This window comes from Nocardioides sp. P4_G10 (assembly GCF_056401175.1).
In genome coordinates, this window is sequence record NZ_JBFUJV010000038.1 from 1 (window position 1) to 21,850 (window position 21,850).

The 21,850-nt window shown below is 70.8% G+C and carries 19 protein-coding genes; 17 read left to right on the plus strand and 2 right to left on the minus strand.

Features of this window, described 5'->3' with window-relative positions; all coding sequences use genetic code 11:
• From AC1DP1_RS22745 to AC1DP1_RS22800, 12 genes are all read left to right on the plus strand, one after another.
• Positions 1-317, plus strand: a 317-nt coding sequence (locus tag AC1DP1_RS22745; RefSeq protein ID WP_477508772.1) for a substrate-binding domain-containing protein, incomplete at its 5' end; no start/stop codon positions are given.
• A gap of 142 nt (positions 318-459) precedes the next feature.
• Positions 460-849, plus strand: a complete 390-nt coding sequence (locus AC1DP1_RS22750; protein WP_477508773.1) for an L-rhamnose mutarotase — start codon at positions 460-462, stop codon at positions 847-849.
• Positions 846-2,027 (plus strand): L-rhamnose isomerase, encoded by a 1,182-nt coding sequence (gene rhaI / locus AC1DP1_RS22755; protein ID WP_477508774.1) that lies wholly within the window; start codon positions 846-848, stop codon positions 2,025-2,027. The genes AC1DP1_RS22750 and rhaI overlap by 4 nt, the downstream gene beginning before the upstream one ends.
• A gap of 31 nt (positions 2,028-2,058) precedes the next feature.
• Positions 2,059-4,101 (plus strand): bifunctional aldolase/short-chain dehydrogenase, encoded by a 2,043-nt coding sequence (locus AC1DP1_RS22760; RefSeq protein ID WP_477508775.1) that lies wholly within the window; start codon positions 2,059-2,061, stop codon positions 4,099-4,101.
• Complete coding sequence (locus tag AC1DP1_RS22765) at positions 4,098-5,585, plus strand: rhamnulokinase (protein ID WP_477508776.1); 1,488 nt, start codon at positions 4,098-4,100, stop codon at positions 5,583-5,585. The genes AC1DP1_RS22760 and AC1DP1_RS22765 overlap by 4 nt, the downstream gene beginning before the upstream one ends.
• 32 nt (positions 5,586-5,617) lie before the next feature.
• On the plus strand, positions 5,618-8,698 hold the full coding sequence (locus tag AC1DP1_RS22770) for a glycosyl hydrolase (RefSeq protein WP_477508777.1): 3,081 nt from the start codon (positions 5,618-5,620) through the stop codon (positions 8,696-8,698).
• 2 nt (positions 8,699-8,700) lie between these two features.
• Complete coding sequence (locus AC1DP1_RS22775) at positions 8,701-8,907, plus strand: LuxR C-terminal-related transcriptional regulator (protein WP_477508778.1); 207 nt, start codon at positions 8,701-8,703, stop codon at positions 8,905-8,907.
• Positions 8,908-8,945: 38 nt separating this feature from the next.
• Complete coding sequence (locus AC1DP1_RS22780; RefSeq protein WP_477508779.1) at positions 8,946-9,731, plus strand: (Fe-S)-binding protein; 786 nt, start codon at positions 8,946-8,948, stop codon at positions 9,729-9,731.
• On the plus strand, positions 9,728-11,233 hold the full coding sequence (locus AC1DP1_RS22785; protein ID WP_477508780.1) for a lactate utilization protein B: 1,506 nt from the start codon (positions 9,728-9,730) through the stop codon (positions 11,231-11,233). The genes AC1DP1_RS22780 and AC1DP1_RS22785 overlap by 4 nt, the downstream gene beginning before the upstream one ends.
• Complete coding sequence (locus AC1DP1_RS22790; RefSeq protein ID WP_477508781.1) at positions 11,230-11,886, plus strand: LutC/YkgG family protein; 657 nt, start codon at positions 11,230-11,232, stop codon at positions 11,884-11,886. Before AC1DP1_RS22785 ends, AC1DP1_RS22790 begins: the two co-directional genes overlap by 4 nt.
• A 12-nt stretch (positions 11,887-11,898) precedes the next feature.
• Positions 11,899-12,084 carry a hypothetical protein gene (locus tag AC1DP1_RS22795; protein ID WP_477508782.1) on the plus strand — a complete coding sequence of 62 codons (186 nt, stop codon included), beginning with the start codon at positions 11,899-11,901 and terminating at the stop codon, positions 12,082-12,084.
• A gap of 150 nt (positions 12,085-12,234) precedes the next feature.
• On the plus strand, positions 12,235-16,605 hold the full coding sequence (locus tag AC1DP1_RS22800) for a family 78 glycoside hydrolase catalytic domain (RefSeq protein ID WP_477508783.1): 4,371 nt from the start codon (positions 12,235-12,237) through the stop codon (positions 16,603-16,605).
• A 68-nt stretch (positions 16,606-16,673) separates the two neighbouring features.
• Here the strand turns inward: AC1DP1_RS22800 and AC1DP1_RS22805 are convergent, their stop codons facing one another.
• Positions 16,674-16,910 (minus strand): hypothetical protein, encoded by a 237-nt coding sequence (locus AC1DP1_RS22805; RefSeq protein ID WP_457189481.1) that lies wholly within the window; start codon positions 16,908-16,910, stop codon positions 16,674-16,676.
• Positions 16,911-16,935: 25 nt separating this feature from the next.
• Complete coding sequence (locus AC1DP1_RS22810) at positions 16,936-17,592, minus strand: hypothetical protein (protein ID WP_477508784.1); 657 nt, start codon at positions 17,590-17,592, stop codon at positions 16,936-16,938.
• Between the two features lie 114 nt (positions 17,593-17,706).
• On the opposite strand from AC1DP1_RS22810, the gene AC1DP1_RS22815 reads away from it, so the two are divergent.
• From AC1DP1_RS22815 to AC1DP1_RS22835, 5 genes are all read left to right on the plus strand, one after another.
• A complete protein-coding gene (locus AC1DP1_RS22815; RefSeq protein ID WP_477508785.1) occupies positions 17,707-18,699 on the plus strand; it encodes an aldo/keto reductase in 993 nt (330 codons plus the stop codon).
• 25 nt (positions 18,700-18,724) lie between these two features.
• Positions 18,725-19,114, plus strand: coding sequence for a DUF1801 domain-containing protein (locus AC1DP1_RS22820; protein ID WP_457189487.1), 390 nt, complete (start codon positions 18,725-18,727; stop codon positions 19,112-19,114).
• A 69-nt stretch (positions 19,115-19,183) separates the two neighbouring features.
• Positions 19,184-19,822 (plus strand): hypothetical protein, encoded by a 639-nt coding sequence (locus AC1DP1_RS22825; protein WP_477508786.1) that lies wholly within the window; start codon positions 19,184-19,186, stop codon positions 19,820-19,822.
• Positions 19,823-19,925: 103 nt separating this feature from the next.
• Complete coding sequence (locus tag AC1DP1_RS22830; RefSeq protein WP_477508787.1) at positions 19,926-20,225, plus strand: hypothetical protein; 300 nt, start codon at positions 19,926-19,928, stop codon at positions 20,223-20,225.
• A 115-nt stretch (positions 20,226-20,340) separates the two neighbouring features.
• Complete coding sequence (locus AC1DP1_RS22835) at positions 20,341-21,831, plus strand: calcium-binding protein (protein WP_477508788.1); 1,491 nt, start codon at positions 20,341-20,343, stop codon at positions 21,829-21,831.
• Positions 21,832-21,850 lie beyond the last annotated feature (19 nt).

Sequence of the window (21,850 nt, forward strand, 5' to 3'; positions counted from 1 at the left end):
CGGCCGCGGCCCGCTACCTGTCGGACTCCTCCTCCAAGGGCAAGGTCGCGCTGACCGGTCTGGGCACCCCCAACCAGATGCGTGAGTACGTCGAGAACGGCACCGTCGAGTCCTTCGCGCTGTGGAACCCGAGCGACCTCGGCGCCCTCGCCACCTACGCCGCGGCCGCCCTGGCCAACGGCGACATCTCGGGCGAGGAGGGCGACTCCTTCGAGGCGGGCGACCTCGGCGAGTTCGAGGTCGGCGCCGACGGCGTCGTCCTGCTCGGTGAGCCGTTCACCTTCAACGCCGACAACATCGGCGACTTCGACTTCTGACCCCAATCAAGGTCGAACCACCACGTCCCGGGGCCGTCGGACTCGAGCCGCCGCCGGCCCCGGGACTCCCCACCCACCACTCGTTGGTCGACGAAGCGCGCCAGCGCTGTCACGAGACCTCCCCGCCGGAAAGGAGCGTGTGATGCACCGTGTCTGCTTCACCCTGCAGGTCCGCACGGACCGCATGGACGAGTACGCCGAGCGCCACGCCGCCGTGTGGCCCGAGATGCTCCGCGCCCTCCACGACACCGGCTGGACCAACTACTCCCTCTTCCTGCGCGAGGACGGCCTGCTCGTCGGCTACCTCGAGACGCCTGACCTCGCCGCCGCGCAGGAGGGCATGGCCCGCACCGACGTGAACGCCCGCTGGCAGGCGGAGATGGCCGAGTTCTTCGTCGACCTCGACCTCCCGCCCGACCAGGGCTTCTGGCAGCTGGCCGAGGTCTTCCACCTCGAGGACCAGCTCGCCGCCCACACCTCCACCAGCACGGCCACCGACTCACCCACTCCCACAGCTCAGGACCCGTCATGACCACCTCTTCTGGCCCTACTGGCTTCTCCACCATCAGCGACCGGCTCGGCGAACTCGCGATCGAGGTGCCGTCCTGGGCCTACGGCAACTCCGGCACCCGCTTCAAGGTGTTCGGCACCCCCGGCACCCCGCGCACCGTCGAGGAGAAGATCGCCGACGCCGCGGCGGTGCACCGCTTCACCGGCCTCGCTCCCACCGTGGCGCTCCACATCCCGTGGGACGAGGTCGACGACTACGCCGCGCTGTCGTCCTACGCCAAGGAGCAGGGCGTCGCGCTCGGCACGATCAACTCCAACACCTTCCAGGACGACGACTACAAGCTCGGCGCGCTGACCCACACCGACCCGCGGGTGCGGCAGAAGGCGATCGACCACCACTTCGCCTGCATCGAGGTGATGCACCAGACCGGTTCGCAGGACCTGAAGATCTGGCTCGCCGAGGGCACGAACTACCCGGGCCAGGGCGACATGCGCGCCCGCCAGGACCGGCTCGCCGAGGGCCTGAGCACCATCTACGACCGGCTCGCCGAGGACCAGCGGCTCGTGCTCGAGTACAAGTTCTTCGAGCCGGCGTTCTACCACACCGACGTCCCGGACTGGGGCACGTCGTACGCCCACGTGGCCGCCCTCGGCGACCGCGCCAAGGTGTGCCTCGACACCGGCCACCACGCGCCCGGCACCAACATCGAGTTCATCGTGGCCCAGCTGCTGCGCCTCGGGAAGCTCGGCTCGTTCGACTTCAACAGCCGCTTCTACGCCGACGACGACCTCATCGTCGGTGCGGCCGATCCCTTCCAGCTGTTCCGGATCATGGTCGAGGTCATCCGCGGTGGCGGCTTCGGCGCCGAGAGCGACGTCGCGCTGATGCTCGACCAGTGCCACAACATCGAGGACAAGATCCCCGGTCAGATCCGCTCCGTGCTCAACGTCCAGGAGATGACCGCCCGCGCGCTGCTCCTCGACACCGAGGCCCTCGACGAGGCGCGCTCCGCCGGCGACGTGCTGCGTGCCAACGAGATCTTCATGGACGCCTTCTACACCGACGTACGCCGTGACCTGGCCGCGTGGCGCGAGGAGCGCGGCCTGCCGGCCGACCCGATGCGCGCCTACCTCCAGTCGGGCTACCAGCAGGAGATCGAGACCGACCGCGTCGGTGGCTCGCAAGCCGGCTGGAACTGACCCCCCACAACCCCGTAAGGAAACCAGCACCGTGAGTGACCTCAACCCCGCCGTCGACGCGCTGGTCCAGCGCTCGAACCGCCTGGGCCAGGACCCCAAGAACACCAACTACGCCGGCGGCAACACCTCCGCCAAGGGCACCGAGACCGACCCGGTCACCGGCGAGGACGTCGAGCTGCTGTGGGTGAAGGGCTCCGGCGGTGACCTCGGCACGCTCACGCCCGGCGGCCTGGCCGTGCTGCGGCTGGACCGGATGCGCGCGCTCGTCGACGTCTACCCCGGCGTCGACCGCGAGGACGAGATGGTCGCGGCCTTCGACTACTGCCTGCACGGCAAGGGCGGTGCCGCGCCGTCGATCGACACCGCGATGCACGGCCTCGTCGACGCGGCCCACGTCGACCACCTGCACCCCGACTCCGGCATCGCGATCGCGACCTCGGCCGACGGCGAGGAGCTGACCCGGACCATCTTCGGCGACCAGGTCGTGTGGGTGCCGTGGCGCCGCCCCGGCTTCCAGCTCGGCCTCGACATCGCCGAGATCAAGGAGAAGAACCCGCAGGCCCGCGGCTGCATCCTCGGCGGCCACGGCATCACCGCGTGGGGCGACACCAGTGAGGAGGCCGAGGCCAACAGCCTCTGGATCATCGACACCGCCGCCACCTACATCGCCGAGCACACCAGGGCCGAGCCGTTCGGTCCGGCGCTCGAGGGGTACGCCGCCCTGCCGGAGGCCGAGCGCCGCGCCAAGGCCGCCGCCCTCGCGCCGACCATCCGCGGCATCGCGTCGGCGGACCGCCCGATGGTCGGCCACTTCACCGACGCCGACGTCGTCCTCGAGTTCCTCGGGCACGCCGAGCACCCGCGCCTCGGCGAGCTCGGCACGTCGTGCCCCGACCACTTCCTCCGCACCAAGGTCAAGCCGCTGGTCCTCGACCTGCCCGCCTCCGCCTCGGTCGAGGAGAGCATCGCCCGCCTCCAGGAGCTCGCCGTCTCCTACCGCGAGGACTACCAGGGCTACTACGACCGCAACGCCACGCCCGACAGCCCCGCGATCCGCGGCAAGGACCCGCTGGTCGTGCTGGTGCCCGGCGTCGGCATGTTCAGCTTCGGCAAGGACAAGCAGACCGCCCGCGTCGCCGGCGAGTTCTACGTCAACGCGATCAACGTGATGCGTGGCGCCGAGGGCCTGTCGTCGTACGCCCCCATCGACGAGTCGGAGAAGTTCCGCATCGAGTACTGGGCGCTGGAGGAGGCCAAGCTCCAGCGGATGCCGAAGCCCAAGCCGCTCGCGACCCGCGTCGCGCTCGTCACCGGTGCCGCGTCGGGCATCGGCCTCGCGACCGCGAAAAAGCTCGCGTCCGAGGGCGCCTGCGTCGTCATCGCCGACCTGTCGCTGGAGAAGGCGCAGGCCGCGGCCGCCGAGATCGGTTCGGCCGACGTCGCCGTCGGCGTGCAGGTCGACGTCTCCGACGGCGCCGCCGTCGAGGCGGCCCTGCAGGCCACCGTGCTCGCCTTCGGTGGTGTCGACCTCGTCGTCAACAACGCCGGCCTCTCACTGTCGCGCTCGCTGCTCGAGACCACCGAGCAGGACTGGGACCTCCAGCACGACGTGATGGCCAAGGGCTCGTTCCTCGTCGCGAAGGCCGCGGCCAAGGCGATGATCGAGCAGGGGATGGGCGGCGACATCGTCTACATCTCGTCGAAGAACTCGATCTTCGCCGGCCCCAACAACGTCGCCTACGGCGCCGCCAAGGCCGACCAGGCCCACCAGGTGCGGCTGCTGGCCGCCGAGCTCGGCGAGCACGGCATCAAGGTCAACGGCGTCAACCCGGACGGCGTCGTGCAGGGCTCGGGGATCTTCGCCTCGGGCTGGGGCGCCAACCGCGCCGCCGTCTACGGCGTGGAGGAGCAGGACCTCGGCAAGTTCTACGCGCAGCGCACGATCCTCAAGCGCGAGGTGCTGCCGGACAACATCGCCAACGCGGTCTTCGTCCTCTGCACCGACCAGCTGAGCCACACGACCGGGCTGCACATCCCCGTCGACGCGGGCGTGGCGGCGGCCTTCCTGCGATGACGACCCTGCGCCTCGCGGCCGTCGACCTCGGGGCGACGAGCGGCCGTGTGATGGCCGCCCGCGTCGGTCCGGGGCACCTCTCCCTGAAGGAGGTGCACCGCTTCCCCAACGGCGGCGTCCCGGTCGGCGGCTCGCTCTTCTGGGACGTGCTCGGCATCCACCGCGAGGTGCTCGCCGGTGTCGCCGAGGTGGCGCGCACCGGGGAGCTCCACGGGATCGGCATCGACTCCTGGGCCGTGGACTACGGCTTGCTGGACCGTGACGGCGAGCTGCTCGGCAACCCCTACAGCCACCGCGACCCGCGCACCCGCGACGTGCCCGAGCTGGTGGCCAGGACGGTCAGCGTGCAGGAGCAGTACGCCGTCAACGGCCTGCAGCAGCTGCCGTTCACGACCGTGTTCCAGCTCGCCGCCGCCCGCGGCACCGCGGCGCTGGAGTCGGCCCACACGATGCTCCTGCTGCCCGACCTCCTCGGCTACTGGCTGACCGGCGAGGTCGGCGCGGAGCGCACCAACGCCTCGACGACCGGGCTGCTCGACGTCCGCACCGGCGAGTGGTCCAGCGAGCTGGCCGGCCGCCTCCAGCTGCCCTGGTCGATCCTGCCGCCGTTGCGTGACGCCGGCTCCGTGGTCGGCCCCCTCCGCGCCGAGGTCGCGGCCGACCTCGGCCTCGCGCCCGACGTGCCGGTGGTGGCGGTCGGGTCGCACGACACCGCCTCCGCGGTCGTCGCCGTACCCGCGGAGCCGGGCACCTCCTTCGGCTACATCTCCTCGGGCACGTGGTCGCTCGTCGGCCTCGAGCTCGACGAGCCGGTGCTCACCGAGGAGGCCCGCGAGGCCGACTTCACCAACGAGGGCGGCGTCGACGGCACCGTCCGCTTCCTCAAGAACGTGATGGGCCTCTGGGTGCTCTCGGAGTGCCTCAAGGCGTGGCGCGACCGCGGCACCCCCGCCACCGACCTCGCCTCCCTCCTCGCCGACGCCAGCGCCGCGGCTCCGCTGCGCACCGTCGTCGACATCAACCACCCGTCCCTGCTGGGCCCGGGCAGCGCCACCGACCCGATGCCTGAGCGCGTCGTCCGGCTGGCACGGGACGCCGGCGAGCCGCTCCCGCAGAGCCCCGGCGAGATCACCCGCTGCATCCTCGACAGCCTGGCGCTCGCCTACCGGCGCCACCTCCGCACCGCCGCCCGGCTGGCCGGGCGCGACCTGGAGGTCGTGCACGTCGTCGGCGGCGGCTCCCACAACCACCTGCTCTGCCAGCTGACCGCGGACGCCCTCGGCGCACCGGTGCTGGCCGGCCCGGGTGAGGCGGCCGCGCTCGGCAACGCCCTCGTCCAGGCGCGCGCCCTCGGCGCGGACCTGCCCGACCTCGCCGCCATGCGTGCCCTCGTCCGCGAGACGCACGACGTACGACGTCACGACCCCCGCCCCGGCCTCGACTGGGACGCGGCCGACCGCCGCGTCGGACCCGCCACCGCCTGACCCCACCGCCTGACCCCCCACAGGAGATCTCGATGGAACAGCACGGCCCGACCCACCTCACCCGCCGCACCCTCCTCGGTGCGTCCGCCGCCGCAGCGGGCTTCGTGGCCGCCGCCTCGGCCTCGCCCGCGGTCGCCGCCCCCGGCGGCGCCTCGGCCGCCACCCAGTGGCTGCCCAAGGACCTCGTGCGGCGCTTCGCCTCGCCCGGCACCGCGACCGCGGCCGGCTTCCGCTGGTGGTGGCCGCACGGGCTCGTCGACCCCGTCGAGATCGCGCGGGAGGTCGACCAGGTCGCCGACGCCGGCTTCGGCGTCCTCGAGGTCGCGGACGTCACCCACAGCCTCCGTGCCCGCAACATCACCATCGATGTCGGGACGCACGGCTGGGGCACAGCCCCGTGGGTGGCCGGCGTGAAGGCCGCCCTCTCGCGCGCCGCGGAGCGCGACGTGCGCATCGACATCACCGTCGGCCCGTCGTGGCCCGCCGCCGTCTCGACCATCACCCCGGACGACGACGCAGCCTGCACCGAGCTAGCGCACGGGCTGGCCAACCTGGCCGCCGGGGCGACGTACGACGGACCCGTCCCGGCCGCCGTGCTGCACGCCGAGGACGTGGTCACCGAGCAGACCCTGGTGGCGCTGCAGGCGCACCGCTACACCCCGTCGACCAACACGCGCGTGCTGCCGCAGGTCGACCCGGACTCCTACGTCGACCTGCTCGACCAGGTCGTCGACGGCCGCATCACCTGGACGGCGCCGTCGGCGCCCGCCGGAGGGTCGTGGGTGCTGCTGTCCTTCTGGCAGCGCGGATCGGCCCAGGAGCCCGAGGCCGCGCCGCACACCAGCCCCCGGTCGTACGTCGTGGACCACTTCAGTGCGCTCGGCTCGCAGGCCGTCGTCGACCTGTGGGAGGACCGGGTCCTCGACCGCGAGCTGCGCGGCCTCCTCGGCCGCGCCGGTGGCTACCTCTTCGAGGACTCGCTGGAGATCGAGACGGAGGCGACCATCTGGACGCCGAAGATGTTCGAGGAGTTCGAGAAGCGCGCCGGCTACGACCTGCGCCCCTGGCTGCCGGTCGTGATGGAGCTGAAGGAGAAGTACCTCTACGACCTCGGCGCCGGTGCCAACGCCGCGACGACCGACAGCCTGCGCACCAACCAGGTCCGTGACGACTACAACCAGGTGCTCTCGGACCTCTACCGCGACCACCACCTGCTCCCGCTGCAGGCCTTCGCCCGCACGCTCGGCATGGGCCTGCGGGTCCAGCCCTACGGCCTCGAGACCGACACGGTGGAGCACGCGGCGCTGCTCGACATCCCCGAGACCGAGTCGCTCGGCTTCAAGAACCTCGACGACTACCGGGTGATGGCGGGCGGTCGCGACATGGCCGGTCACACGATCCTGTCCTGCGAGGCGATCTGCTACAACGGCGCGGCCTACAACACGATGCTCGGCGGCAACAGCGCCAGCCCCACGCAGCAGAACCAGGCGCTCCTCACCCTCAACAGCATCTTCGCCGCGGGCGTGAACCAGGCGATCATCCACGGATTCCCCTACGCCGACGCGCCCGGCGTGACCTGGCCCGGCTTCGCCGCCTTCTCGCCCTACTACAACGGCGCGATCGGCTTCGGCGAGGCCTGGGGGCCGCGGACCCCGCAGTGGCAGCACATGCCCGACATCGCGGCGTACCTCTCGCGCACCCAGCTCGTCCTGCAGACCGGCACACCGAAGTACGACGTGGTCTTCCTGCGGCAGAAGGGCTGGACGTCCACGGGCATCGGCGCCTTCTGGGCGACGAACGACGGCATCCCGCTCGGGTGGACCCACTCCTTCGCGACTCCGGCCCTGCTCGACCTGCCGCTGGCCACGGTCCGCGGTGGCCGGCTGGCTCCGGACGGTCCCGCCTACAAGGCGATGATCGTCGGCACCGACCAGTTCCGCGGCCAGGTCGCCACGATGGCCGTCTCGACCGCGCGACGGGTGCTCGAGCTCGGCCGCGCCGGACTGCCGATCGTCTTCGTGCGGGACTGGTCGGACCCGCGCCCCGTCGGTCTGCCCGAGGGCACGCCTGACGCCGAGGCCGCCGAGCTGCGCGACCTCGTCGCGCAGATCAAGGCGCTGCCCACGACCCGAGTGGCGGCGGCCGACGCCGACATCCCGGGCGCGCTCGCCTCGCTCGGCATCACGCCCGACGTCGAGCACGAGCGGTCGACCGTGATGACCCTGCGGCGGGTGGTCGGCGACGTCGACCTCTACTTCGTCGCCAACGCGCGGCACGCCGAGAACCGCCGGCTGAACCGCGTGACACAGGACGTCTGGCTGACCACCACCTCGCCGCGCGCGGTGCCGGTGGTGCTCGACGCCTGGACGGGTGAGACCCGCCCGGTCGGCCTCTGGGAGCGCCAGGCCGACCGGGTGCGGGTCCGCGTGGACCTCGCCCCCGGCCAGTCCACCGTGATCGCCTTCGCGACCCCGCAGTCGGCCGATCCCGCCCAGCTGCACGCGATCGCCACCACCGCCCTCGACGTGCTGCGCGAGCCGGGCAAGCTCGTGGCCCGCGCGGGCACCGCCGGCAGCCACACCGTCACCCTCGGCGACGGCCGCACGGTCGCCGCGAAGGTGGACCGGGTCCGCGACCCGGTCGTCCCGACGTCCTGGCGGCTCGAGGTCGAGGACTGGCAGCCCGGCGCGACGGCCACCGAGACGGTCAAGCCGGTACGGACGGCCGAGCTGACCACGCTGGTGCCGTGGAGCCAGATCCCTGGGCTCGAGGACGTCTCGGGTCTCGGTCGCTACACCACCCAGGTTGACCTCGGCTCCGACTGGACCGACCGCGACGGCGCCTGGCTCGAGCTCGGCGAGGTCACCGACACCTTCCGGGTCACCGTCAACGGCGTGGCGGTGGGTGGGTGCGACCCGCTGCACCCGCGCGTCGACCTCGCCGGCCTGCTGCGCCGCGGCACCAACGTCATCGAGGTCGAGGTGGCCTCCACCCTCCTCAACCGGCTGCGCACGGTGACGCCTGCCGTCTACGGCGTCGCCCAGCGCCAGGCGTACGGCCTCCTCGGACCGGTCCGGCTGGTGCCCTACGTCGACCAGCCGGTCCGCCGCTGACGATGGACGACCATCCGGTGCCCCTCGGCGACGACGAGCTCGTCGTGCTACGCATGATGGCCGAGGGGCAGACGGTCGAGGCGGTCGCGCGCCGGCTCGATGTCTCCGAACGGACCGTGCGGCGCAAGGCCCGTGCGGCGTGCGAGAGCGTGGGCGTCGACACCACTGTCGAGGCGATCGTGTGGGCCGTGCGCCGGCGGCTCATCTGAGAACACCACACCTGCATCACCATGAAAGGATCGCCAGCGTGAGGGTCGCCCTCCAGGTCACCTGCGTCAACGACGCCATGTTCCCCGACACGGGGAAGGCCGTCGTGCGGTTGCTGCGCCGTCTCGGGGTCGAGGTCGACTTCCCGCGGGCGCAGACGTGCTGCGGCCAGCCGATGGTCAACACGGGCTACCTCGACGAGGCGGTGCCGGTGGTGCGTGCGTTCGTCGACGCGTTCGCGGGCTACGACGCCATCGTCACGCCGTCGGGCTCGTGCGCCGGGTCGGCGCGGCACCAGCACTCGATCGTCGCCGACCGCTCCGGCGACCCCGCCCTGGTTGCGGCCGTCGCCGAGACCGGACCGCGGACCTACGAGCTGAGCGAGTTCCTCGTCGACGTCCTTGGCGTGACCGACGTTGGTGCCTACTTCCCGCACCGGGTGACCTACCACCCGACCTGCCACAGCCTGCGGATGCTCGGCGTCGGCGACCGGCCCACCCGGCTGCTCGAGGCCGTCCGCGGCATCGAGCTGGTCGACCTCCCCAACGCCACCGAGTGCTGCGGTTTCGGCGGCACCTTCGCCCTCAAGAACGCCGACACGTCGATCGCGATGGGCGCCGACAAGGCGCGGCACGTGCGCGACACCGGTGCAGAGGTGCTGGTGGCCGGCGACAACTCCTGCCTGATGCACGTCGGCGGGATGCTCTCGCGCCAGCGGACCGGCGTACGCGTGATGCACCTCGCTGAGGTCCTCGCGGCCACGGAGGACACCGAGGGCGAGTCCGACGGCCCGACGGTCGGCACGCGAGCGGGGGATGCCCGATGAGCGCCACCTTCGTCGGCATGCCGGCGTTCCCGACCGCCGCGCGTGAGGCGCTGGCCGACACCCAGCTGCGCCGGAACCTCGCCCACGCCACCCGCACGATCCGCGACAAGCGCGCCGCGGTCGTCGCCGAGGTGGAGGACTGGGAGGAGCTGCGGGTCGCGGGCGCCGCGGTGAAGGAGGCCGCGCTGCGCGACCTCGCCACCCACCTCGAGACCCTTGAGGCGTCCCTTGTCCGCGCCGGCGCGACCGTGCACTGGGCCCGCGACGCCGAGGAGGCGTGCGCGATCGTCGCGTCCGTCGCCCACGCCCACGGCGTCGACGAGGTCGTGAAGGTCAAGTCGATGGCGACCGCCGAGATCGGCCTCAACGAGGCGCTCGAGGCCGAGGGCATCGCTGCCTGGGAGACCGACCTCGCCGAGCTGATCGTCCAGCTCGGCGACGACCTGCCCTCCCACATCCTGGTGCCGGCGATCCACCGCAACCGGGCCGAGGTCCGCGAGATCTTCCGCCGCCGGATGGGTGACGTCGGGCGAGCGGCGCCCGACGACCTCACCGACGAGCCGGCGATGCTGGCAGGGGCGGCGCGCGCACACCTGCGCGAGAAGTTCCTGCGCGCCAAGGTCGCGGTCAGCGGAGCCAACTTCGCCGTCGCCGACACCGGCACGCTCGTCGTCGTGGAGTCGGAGGGCAACGGTCGGATGTGCCTGACCCTGCCCGACGTGCTCGTCAGCGTCGTCGGCATCGAGAAGGTCGTCGCCACCTGGTCCGACCTCGACCCGATGCTGCGGCTCTTGCCGCGCTCGTCGACGGGGGAGCGCATGAACCCCTACACCTCGACCTGGTCAGGTGTGACGCCGGGCGACGGTCCGCAGGAGGTGCACGTCGTCCTGCTCGACAACGGCCGCACCCGGGCGCTGGCCGACGACGTCGGCCGGCAGGCCCTGCGCTGCATCCGTTGCTCGGCGTGCCTCAACGTGTGCCCGGTCTACGAGCGGGTCGGCGGCCACGCCTACGGCTCGGTCTACCCCGGCCCGATCGGCGCGATCCTCAACCCGCTCCTCAACGGCGTCGCCGACGAGCAGACCGCGTCCCTGCCCTACGCCTCGTCGCTGTGCGGCGCGTGCTTCGAGGTCTGCCCGGTCCGCATCGACATCCCGTCGGTGCTCGTCGACCAGCGCGCCGCCGTCGTCGACTCGCACCGCGGCGACCGGGTGCCCAAGCCCGAGGCCGTCGCGATGAAGGCTGCCGCCTGGACGTTCTCGTCCGCGAAGCGGCTCGCGAGGGCCGAGCGCGCCTCCGGGCTCGCCGGCCGGGTCATCGGTCGCTTCTCCCGTACGACGCTGCCCGGTGGTCGCGCCGCCGCCGGTCGTCTGCCCGGGCCCGCCGCCGGCTGGACCGGAGCCCGCGACCTCCCCGCCCCGCCGGCGGAGTCCTTCCGCGAGTGGTGGGACCGCACCGACGGTGGGCACCGTCCTGACCACGAGCAGGAGGGCCGTTCATGATCACCCCACGACGTTCTTCGCCTCCCCCGCTCCGCTCCTCCGTCGAACAACGCCGCGGGGACCCCGAAACCAGCGCGCGCGACGAGATCCTCGGGCGTGTCCGCTCGGCCCTGTCCGGCGTGTCGCCCGCGATGGACCTCCCTCCGGCCCCTCGGGCCCCCGACCGCGGTGACCTGGTCGCGCTGTTCGTCGACCGCGTCGAGGACTACCGGGCGGTGGTGACGCGGTGCGCCCCGGAGGACCTGGGCTCGGTGGTCGCCGAGGTGCTTGGGTCGGCGTCCAGCGTCGTACCTCCCGGGCTCGGCCTCGACGTCGCCGGCTCGGTCGTGGACGACGGGCTGGCCGCGGCCGCTCTCGACCGCATCGACGCCGTCGTCACCCGCGCCCGCGTCGGGATCGCCGAGACCGGCACCATCTTGCTCGACCACGCGCCCGACCAGGGCCGCCGGGCGATCAGCCTCGTGCCGGACCTGCACGTCTGCATCGTCGACGCGGCGCAGGTCGTGGCCGACGTACCCGACGCGATCGCCCTGCTCGACCCCGCCCGCCCCACGACGTGGATCAGCGGACCGTCGGCCACGAGCGACATCGAGCTCGACCGGGTCGAGGGCGTCCACGGGCCTCGGACGTTGCACGTGGTTCTCGTCGGTTGAGCGGGCTGCGCCATGGACAGCGTCGACCTGGCAGTGCTTGCGGCAATCGCTGACGGGCGTTCCGCATCCGAGGTCGCCGAGGTGTTCGAGGTCAGCGAGCACGTGGTGAACCGGAGATTGATACGTATCCGACGCGAGCTCGACGCGCCCACCACCATCGCGGCGGTGGTCACCGCGATCAGACGCGGATTGTTGTAGTCCCTGAGCAGGATCCGGCCAAGTGCTGGACTTTGTGACCCTCGTCATATGAGGTTTGGAACGTTTCATACCAGCGGGGGTCCGAGTAGCGCGACGTCTTCGTGCCCCCGCGCTCACCAGAGGCGCATCGACGCTCCGAAAGGGCACATCATGAGAAGGACCAAGACCACCAGCCTGGTGGCCGCGTTGGGGCTCACCCTGACGCTCGGTACGGGGGCTGCCATCGTCCCGTCGATGGGGGCGGCCCAAGCGGCACCGGCCGCCGAGGTGTCGATCAGCGGTCTGGAGGTGAACCACCTGGTCGAGCCTGAGGGCGTCTTCGGCATCGACGACCCGAAGCCGGTCTTCTGCTGGGGTTTCGACTCCAACGTGGTCGGCTCGAAGCAGGCGTCCTACCGCATCGAGGTCGCCACCACGCCGGCGTTCAACGCCAACAAGGTCGTGTGGGACTCCGGCGTCGTGAACTCCGACGAGACGACCGACATCACCTACGGCAGCACCGGCACCGCCAAGGCGCTGCGGCCGGAGACCGACTACTACTGGCGTGTGACCGCTGTCGACAACCGGGGGGTGCCCACCACCTCGAAGACCGGCAAGTTCGCCACCGGCCTGATGAACGGCAAGATCGGTGCCTGGGACGGTGCCCAGTGGGTCGGCAACGACGACGTCCGCCTGGACGCGAAGTCGACGATGATGTTCGACGTGAACGCCAAGTTCACCATCAACACCGGCGACAACGCCTCGTTCATCTTCGGCGCCAACGACCCCCGCCTGACCAGCGACTTCCGCAACGTGTACGGCGGCCCGGGCGGCGAGAACTTCATCCGCTTCGAGCTCGACCTCTCGGGTGTCACCGGCGACCCGGCCACCAACACCGGCGGCGTCATCAACATCTACCGCAAGGGATACCACGCCACGGACGACGACAACGGCGACCCCAACGTCATGCCGTACAAGTCGGTCCGCCTGGTCGACAGCACTGCTGCAGCGGTCAAGAACCTCTTCAGCCCGGCGAACAAGAACGCCGAGCACGCTCTGCGCATCCAGGGCAATGCCAGCGTGATGACGTATTCCATCGACGGGGTGGCGCTGACCGGGTTCACCGGCAACACGATGACGATCGGCGCTGGGCGACCGGCGCAGAACAACAACCTGAACGTCACGCCCAACTCGACCATCGACTCCGCCGGCGTGCACACGTTCCGCACGGGCAACAACTTCAACACCTTCCCGCACCTGGGCGAGATCGGCTTCTCGGTGAAGAACGTCGGCGACGACGTCACCGTCACCGACTACAAGCTCGTCGACGTCGCGCAGAGCTCGAAGCGCACCCTGTTCGACTCCACCACGGGGACGAACTACGGCATCTTCTCCTCGGTGCCGAACTCCGGCATCACGACCGCCGGCAACACCATCCGGGTCAAGCCGACCGCGCCTGCACAGCTCGGCCCGAAGTACGCCGACCCCAGCCACACCGGCCAGACCCAGGTGCGCTCGGAGTTCCGCCTCAGCACGAGCAAGGACATCGACGAGGCCCGCCTGTACGTCACCGCTCAGGGCGCCTACGAGATGTTCCTCAACGGGGACCGGGTCAGCGAGGACTACCTCAACCCCGGCATGTCCACCTTCGCGAAGACGCTGAACTACAACACCTACGACGTCACCGACATGCTCGACAACGGCTCCAACGCCGTCGGTGCCCTCCTCGGTGCCGGGTTCTACACCGGCCACATGACCTTCACTCCGAACAACAAGGACATGTTCGGTGAGAACGAAGCCCTGCTGGCCAAGATGGTCGTCACCTACGACGACGGCACCACCCAGACGGTCGTGACCGACCCGTCGACGTGGAAGGCCTACACCGACGGGCCCAACCGGTACGCCGACAACTTCCAGGGCGTGACCTACGACGCCAGCAAGGAAGCCAACACCGCCGGCTGGACCACCACGGCTTACACCAACGCCAAGCTCAGCAAGTGGGCTCCGGCCGACGTCATCCCGCTCAAGGCGGGACTCAACCCCGAGATCATCGCCCGCCAGGACCAGCCCGTCCGCGAGGTCGAGCGACTGACCGCCAAGCGGGTGCTCGCCACCCACAGCGCGGACTCCACGACCTACACGTACGACATGGGCGTGAACATGGTCGGCGTCCCGTCGGTCACCATCCCGAAGGGCACGCTGCAGGCCGGCGACGAGGTCATCTTCCGCTTCGGCGAGACGATCTACCCGGGCAACAGCGACTCCCCGAACCAGATGTGGCCCGGTGGCGACCCCCGCAACCCGACCATGGTCCCGTACTCGAGCATCTACGGCCAGAACGGTACCTACCGCCCCGACGTGGCCGGTCGCATCCTGACCGACTCCTACCGCGCCGCGATGGCTCTGGACCGCTACAAGGCCTCGGCCGCCGACGCGAACCGCGACGTCACCATCACGCCGAACTTCACGTTCCGCGGCTACCAGTACATCGAGGTCACGGTCCCGCGCCGCACCACGGCACTGCCGCTCGAGGACGTCGAGGGCATCGTCCTGTCGTCGATCGACATCCCGGAGGGCACCTACGAGGCGACCACCAGCGACGACAACTACACCGGCAAGCTGGCCAACCAGTTCTTCAAGAACGCCCAGCGCAGCCAGCTCGGCAACTTCTTCTCACTGCCGACCGACTGCCCCCAGCGCAACGAGCGCATGGGCTGGACCGGCGATCTGCAGGCCTACGCCCGCTCGGCGACGTACAACTCCAGCGACACCCAGGCGTTCCTGCGCCAGTGGCTCATCGCGCTGCGCGACGCCCAGGGCGTCAACGGCGGCATCGGCGACACCGTGCCGATCATCAGCCTGACCGGTGACCGCGGCACGAACTACCCGCAGTCCCCGACCTGGGAGGGCGCGGTCGCCCAGGCGCCGTGGCAGCTCTACACGCAGTACGGCGACACCCAGGTGATCCGGGAGAACTTCCCGACCATCAAGAAGTGGCTCGACAGCTACCTCGTCAACGGCGGTGCGCTGAGCCCGGACTACCCGGGCCTGACCGCGCGCACGTCGGGCAACGCCGACCACATCAGCATGGACGCCAACACCCAGGCGCACATGGTCGGTCAGGCGATGTACCTGTACTACCTGGACATCTCCTCCAAGATGGCAGACATCATCGGCGACAGCGCGTACGCGCAGACCCTGCGTGAGCGCTACAACCAGGGCGTGGACAGCTTCAACCGGCTCTACGTCGACCCGCAGACCGGATACACGCTGAACGCCACTCCGGGTGCCACCCTGGTGTCGGGCCGGACCCTGCAGGACTCGCAGGCCTCCTACGCCACGCCGCTCGCGCTGGACCTGTTCAGCGACACCATGAAGGTCCAGGCCGGCCCGAACGCTGGACTGACCTACAAGGAGTTCGCCACCAAGCGCCTGGGCGAGCTCATCGCCGACCCGGCCAAGAGCAACGACGGAGCAGGCCCGCGTGCCGGCACCGGCAACTTCTCCGGCGGCCAGGCCAGCAACAAGCCCTACACCATCACCACGGGCTTCAACGGCACGCCGAACATCCTCCCGGCACTCACGAAGAACGGCGACGCTGCGACGGCCTACAAGCTGTTCAGCAACGACGAGTTCGCCAGCTGGCTCTACCCGGTCACGCTGGGCGCGACCTCGATGTGGGAGCTGTGGAACTCCTACGAGAGGGGTCTGGGTCAAGGCGGCGACAGCACGATGAACTCGCAGAACCACTTCGCGCTGGGCGCCTCCCAGGCGTGGATGTACGAGTACCAGCTCGGCATCACCTCCAACGGCGCGAAGGGCTACCGCGACTTCGTCCTGCAGCCCACTCCCGGCGGTGAGTTCACCTCGCTCAAGGGCGGCTTCCAGTCCAGCTACGGGTTCATCGACTCGGCCTGGACCGCGTCGAGCGGCAAGCTCACCTCGTACGCGGCCACGGTGCCGGCCAACACGACCGCCACGCTCTACCTCCCGGTGGAGGGTGAGGTTACCGCTGCCGACATCCCGGGTGCCACGTTCAAGGGCATGGACAAGCGCAACGGTCAGATCGTCGCAAAGTTCACGCTTGGCGCGGGTGGCTACATGTTCAAGGTCGACGGCAGCACCGTGGCCGTGACCGTGGACGGCGACTGGGTCGTCGACGAGGGGTCCACGCCCACCGAGGAGCCGACCCCGACCCCGACCACCACGCCGGTACCCACCACCACGCCGACGCCCACCGCGCCGACACCCACGACCACCCCGACGCCCACGCCCGCCGTGTCGCCGAAGGTCACGGTCAAGGGCAAGGTCCGTGCAGGCAAGGCCTTCAAGATCCGTGTCCGTGACCTGGCGGTCAACAAGGTGTCCATCACCTTGGGCGGCAAGAAGCTCGGGACGGTGAAGGTCAAGGACGGCAAGGTCGCGGTCACCAGGATCGCGCCGAAGAACCTGTCCGGCAAGTCGGTCCTGCGGGTCCTGAATCGCAAGGGCGAGGTGGTCGCCAAGACCACCATCAAGGTCCTGAAGAGGAAGGCGGCCTGACGACCGGAACCCAACACCCTCCTAGGTGAAGCAGGGGGCCATGCCGCGAGGCGTGGCCCCCTGCGCCGTCACGGGATGGCGTTGATCTGCTCCCAGTCGCGGATCCGCCCGTTCCACCGCTCCAGCACCCACGGCCACTGCTCGCGGAGCTCCGGCGGTCGCTGCTGGTTGCGGCTGGCGGCCCACTCTCGGGCGGCCTTCTCGGCCTCACGGCCGGTCACGGCGGTGAAGTCGCGCAGCGTGCGGTCGCGTTCGGGCGAGTCCTCCGGCCCGGGCGCGTAGGCGACGCGGTACATCACGTACATGAGCCCTCCTGAGTCTTTCCTCCACTCAGACAGGAGGGGGCGGGAAGGACTTTGATACGTAGACGTCGGGCAGGAGGTGCTCGAGGACGCCGACCTCCTCGACGTTGTGCCTCACCCACGCCTCGGCCATGGCCGTCGGGAAGACCCGCGAGGTGAGGTGGCGGTTGACCGGCGTGGCCGCCCGGAGGCGGGAGCCGAGGTCCATCACGCTGACGTAGTGCGTCCCGTCGGGACCCCACGACCAGGTGTGCTCGAGCTGGAAGATCCGCACCCCGGCGATCCGGCGCACGAGCCGGATGCCGGTCTCGTCGAGCTTCTCGACGCGCTCGACGGAGTCGACGCGGAAGCGCTCGTCGCGCCCGAAGGCCTCGACGATGCGATAGCTCGCGCCCTCGTCGGCGCCGCCGCCCGGCGCCGGTCGGGCCAGCTCCCACGCGATGTGGTCGAGCGGGTGCCACGCGAGGTAGCCCGACATCCGCTCGCCGGCGTACTCGATCTCGTCGCCGATGTGGCGGAACCACCACAGCAGCATCGGCGGCGTGATGCCGGCCAGAGGCCGGTGGTCGATGGTGACCCGCATCCGGTGTCGGGAGAGCCGGCGGATCGTGCTGCGGGCCGAGTCGGTGGTGCGGAGCGGGTGGAGCACCGGCCGCGGCGTGGGCAGGGGCATCGGACGGGCCACGGGCGTCACCTCCGGTCGGCGGGGGATCCCACGGTAGGGGCGGAGCGGCACTGCGGGCGAGAGGTCACCCCGCCGTGCGAGGCCGCGACTTGCCGGGGCTGTGAGACTCACCCCATGGAGCACCGCACCCTCGGAAGGACCGGCCGCGAGGTCTCGGTCGTCGGTCTCGGCACGTGGCAGCTCGGCGCCGACTGGGGCGACGTCAGCGAGGCCGACGCGTTGGCCGTGCTGGAGGCCTCGGCCGAGGCCGGGGTGACGTTCTTCGACACCGCCGACGTGTACGGCGACGGCCGCAGCGAGCAGCTGGTCGGCCGCTTCGTCGCCGCCCACCCCGACGCCGGCTTCACCGTCGCGACCAAGATGGGCCGCCGCGCCGAGCAGGTGCCGGCGAGCTACGTCGAGCAGAGCTTCCGCCAGTGGCTCGACCGCTCCCGTCGCAACCTCGGCGTGGACACGATCGAGCTGGTCCAGCTGCACTGCCCGTCGAGCGAGGTCGTCGACGACGACGCGACGTACGACGTCCTCGACCGGCTCGTCGACGACGGCGTGATCTCGGCGTACGGCGTCAGCGTCGAGACCGCCGCGCAGGCGCTCAGCGCGATCGGCCGGCCCCACGTCGCCAGCGTGCAGATCATCCTCAACGCCTTCCGGATGAAGCCGCTCGACGAGGTCCTCCCCGCGGCGGCCTCCGCCGGCGTGGGCATCATCGCCCGGGTGCCGCTGGCCTCGGGGCTGCTGTCCGGCACGTACGACCTCGACACCACGTTCGCCGAGGACGACCACCGCACCTACAACCGCGACGGCAGCGCCTTCGACGTCGGCGAGACGTTCTCCGGCGTCGACTACGAGACCGGTGTCTCCGCCGCTCAGGAGTTCTCCGCGCTCGTGTCCGACTCGGGGCTGGACGTCACGCCGGCTCAGGCCGCCATTGCGTGGATCGTGCAGCAGCCGGGCGTCTCGACCGTCATCCCGGGCGCGCGGAACGTCGACCAGGCGCGGTCCAACGCGGCAGCCGGACTGGTCGGCGGGCTGCCGCCCGCCTTCCTCGACGGCGTGGCCCACCTCTACGACCGGCGGATCCGCGACCAGGTCCACGCTCGCTGGTGAGCGCCGTCGCTGCCACAATCTGTTCATGACGGGACGCGCACATCCGGGGGTCGACGCCTACATCGCGAAGCTGCCCGAGTGGCAGCAGTCGATCTGTGAGCAGCTGCGCGAGATCGTCTGGGCCACGGACCCCGAGATCGAGGAGACGATCAAGCGGACGGTCCAGCCCTACTTCGTCCTCAGCGGCAACGTCTGCGCTCTCCTGGCGACGAAGGACCACGTCAACCTGTTCCTGTACGACCCGACGGTCAGCGATCCGGCCGGCGTGATCAACCAGGGGCACGACAACCTGACCGCCCGGTCGATCCAGGTCTACGAGGACGACGAGATCGACCGCGACGCGATCACCGGCATCCTCGCCGAGATCGTCGAGCACAACCGGCAGGGTGGCTGGCGGCGGCTGGGCCGCCCCTGATTCGTCGTTGCGTGGAGCGGCGGAAAAAGATTTACGCGACGTGTCGGCCCGCGAGTCCTACATTGAGGCATGGCTGACATCATCCTGGGCGTCCTCGCGATCGTCGCCGGGGCCGCCATGCTCGTCGCAGGCCAGGCCGTGCTGCGACTCGTGATCCCCATCTGGGGCTTCTTCGCCGGCTTCGCCGCCGGCGCCGGCCTCGTCGCCGGCTTCGCCGACGAGCGCTTCCTCGGCACCGTGCTCGGCTGGGTGCTCGGCTTCGTCCTCGCGGTGGTCTTCGCGGTCCTGGCCTACCTCTACTACTACGTCGCCGTCGTCCTCGCGATGGGCGCGGCCGGCTTCGCGATCGGCTCGGGCCTCATCGTCGCCCTCGGGATCTCCTGGAGCTGGGTGGCCGTCCTGGTGGGTCTGGTCGTCGGCCTCGTGCTCGGCCTGCTGTCGGTGTTCACCAACGTGCCGATGATGGTGCTCGTCATCGTCGGCTCCATCGCCGGTGCCGTCGGCGTGACGGGCGGCCTCATGCTGCTGGTGGGCTCACTGAACTCCTCCGACTTCACCCGGGGCGACTTCACCGACCGCGTCTCGAGCAGCTTCGGGTGGTCCCTGCTCCTGCTGGTGCTCGCCCTCGCCGGCATCGCCATCCAGGCCATGGAGCGTGCCCTCAGGCGCCAGACCATCCGCCAAGCCTGGTACGTCGAGGTCCCCTGACACGCCCGATCGATCAAGGTCGACGAGGAAGCCCGCGGGGCTCATGGTTGGCGTGCCAACGGGAACGGGACCACATCGACCACGAGCGAGGGGGGCCCGGCCCATGACCCATCACGACGACGTACCAGACGCCGCAGCCGAGGAGCGGGAGTCGACGCCGAACGCGTCCGGCCCCGAAGGCGCGGCGGGCGGCACGGGCTCGAGCAGCGAACGGATCGGCCACACAGGGCCCGGACAGGTGGGTGCGGACGGCCTCCGGGACACCTCGGTCGTGGACTCCGATGCCGATGCGCCGCCGGAGCAGAGCCGCGGTGGCGAGGAACCCCAGCCGGACGGACTCGAGCCGAAGGCCGGCTACCCCAGCCTGGACCCGCGACACGAGGACGAGCCCGACAAGGGCTGACCCCGAGCCGACCGCGTCCCACTTTTCCCGGGGCGTTCGGGACTCCCGTCCCGTGTGTCCAGCCCGAGAGGCGCCCATCCTCGATGGCATCGGATGCCACGAAGGAGACGGGGACATGGACGCACACGGAGGCACAGCAGGTTCATCGAGGCGGACTCTGGGACGGACGAGTCCGCCTCGTCTGGCCCTGGCCGGCTTCGCGCTCGTCGCGCCGCTGATGGCGGTCGTCCCGGCGAGTGCCGCCGCGGGGACGTGCGACGGCAGGGCCGCGACCCATCTCGGCACGCCGGGGGACGACGTGCTCACGGGGACGAACGGCGACGACGTGATGGTCGGGCTGGGGGGTGACGACACGATCTCGGGCTTTCTCGGCAACGACGTCATCTGTGGCGATGAAGGGACGGACCGGCTGGCTGGGTTCGCGGGCGACGACCGCATCTTCGGCGGGTTCGACAGCGATGCCGGCGGCGACGTCATCTGGCCGGGGGTGGGCAACGACCTTGTCGATGCCGGCCTCGATCCCCTGACGCGCGACGACTACTCCCTCCCCGCGGACACGGTGCTCTACTCGGACCTCCTCGGCGCCGGATTCCCCGGCGGGATCAGGGCCGACCTCACTCCCGTCGGCGGACTGGGCTACGTGGCAGAGCCGTCGGGCACCGACCAGGTCGTCGTGACGGAGGCCCTGAGCATCGTGGGCACGCGAGCTGCGGACGTCCTGATCGGCTCGCCGTACCTCGACGTGCTGATCGGGCGCGGCGGCGCTGACCAGATCGACGGCGCCGGCGGCAACGACACCCTCGTCTCCGACTTCACGAACACGGACGTCGACCCGGCGACCGACGCGCCGGACGACATCGACGGAGGGCCGGGCATGGACTGGATCCGCCTCGGGCTGGCCGGGGGTACGGCGGGTGGCGGGGGCGACATGGACCACCTCGAGTCCCACCCGCAGACGGCCCCGGCCGTCCTGCGCGGCCAGGACGGGGACGACCAGATCCTGGTCCAGGCCGTGGAGGACGTCGACGTCGACGCCGGCAAGGGTCATGACGACATCTACGTCAGGCTCACCCGCACCTCGCGCGGGACGTCGGTGGACGGAGGCGGAGCCAGGGACCTTGTCACCTTCGACGTCCGGAAGGCGGGCTTCGGCAAGGGCGCGCCGATCACTGTGGACTTGGATCGCGGGGTGCTCCGGACCAAGGCGCGGGCCGGTCGGGTGCGCAGCCTCGAGGTCCTGTTCATCCTGGGCGAGGACGCAGGCTGGCGGGTCCGTGGCACCCATCGCAACGAGGCCCTGATCATGCGGGGAGGACGCGGCCTGGAGGCCGTGATGCGCGGAGGTCGCGACTCCGTCGTCGCCACCCGAGGGCCGGACGTCCTGGACCTGGGCACGGGACGCGGTGACTTCGCGAACGGCCGCCAGGGGAGGGACACCTGCCTCGGCGCCGAGCGAGTGATGAACTGTGAGAACCGGAGCTCCGGCCGGTCGGGTCGAGCCGCGCTCGACGCACGTGCTCAGGCACGGGATGCGTTCGAGCGGCTCGAGCGCGGCACGCAGGTCGTGCCGCGGCTGCCGCTCGAGGAGTTCGAGCTCCACGGGTGATCGAGCCTCGACCCGCCCT

Bases quoted from the DNA above. Each gene is read 5' to 3' on its own strand.
- AC1DP1_RS22750 (WP_477508773.1), top strand. From the start codon at position 460: ATGCACCGTGTCTGCTTCACCCTGCAGGTCCGCACGGACCGCATGGAC.
- rhaI (WP_477508774.1), top strand. From the start codon at position 846: ATGACCACCTCTTCTGGCCCTACTGGCTTCTCCACCATCAGCGACCGG.
- AC1DP1_RS22765 (WP_477508776.1), top strand. From the start codon at position 4,098: ATGACGACCCTGCGCCTCGCGGCCGTCGACCTCGGGGCGACGAGCGGC.
- AC1DP1_RS22770 (WP_477508777.1), top strand. From the start codon at position 5,618: ATGGAACAGCACGGCCCGACCCACCTCACCCGCCGCACCCTCCTCGGT.
- AC1DP1_RS22775 (WP_477508778.1), top strand. From the start codon at position 8,701: ATGGACGACCATCCGGTGCCCCTCGGCGACGACGAGCTCGTCGTGCTA.
- AC1DP1_RS22785 (WP_477508780.1), top strand. From the start codon at position 9,728: ATGAGCGCCACCTTCGTCGGCATGCCGGCGTTCCCGACCGCCGCGCGT.
- AC1DP1_RS22790 (WP_477508781.1), top strand. From the start codon at position 11,230: ATGATCACCCCACGACGTTCTTCGCCTCCCCCGCTCCGCTCCTCCGTC.
- AC1DP1_RS22795 (WP_477508782.1), top strand. From the start codon at position 11,899: ATGGACAGCGTCGACCTGGCAGTGCTTGCGGCAATCGCTGACGGGCGT.
- AC1DP1_RS22800 (WP_477508783.1), top strand. From the start codon at position 12,235: ATGAGAAGGACCAAGACCACCAGCCTGGTGGCCGCGTTGGGGCTCACC.
- AC1DP1_RS22805 (WP_457189481.1), bottom strand. From the start codon at position 16,910: ATGTACGTGATGTACCGCGTCGCCTACGCGCCCGGGCCGGAGGACTCG.
- AC1DP1_RS22815 (WP_477508785.1), top strand. From the start codon at position 17,707: ATGGAGCACCGCACCCTCGGAAGGACCGGCCGCGAGGTCTCGGTCGTC.
- AC1DP1_RS22820 (WP_457189487.1), top strand. From the start codon at position 18,725: ATGACGGGACGCGCACATCCGGGGGTCGACGCCTACATCGCGAAGCTG.
- AC1DP1_RS22825 (WP_477508786.1), top strand. From the start codon at position 19,184: ATGGCTGACATCATCCTGGGCGTCCTCGCGATCGTCGCCGGGGCCGCC.
- AC1DP1_RS22830 (WP_477508787.1), top strand. From the start codon at position 19,926: ATGACCCATCACGACGACGTACCAGACGCCGCAGCCGAGGAGCGGGAG.
- AC1DP1_RS22835 (WP_477508788.1), top strand. From the start codon at position 20,341: ATGGACGCACACGGAGGCACAGCAGGTTCATCGAGGCGGACTCTGGGA.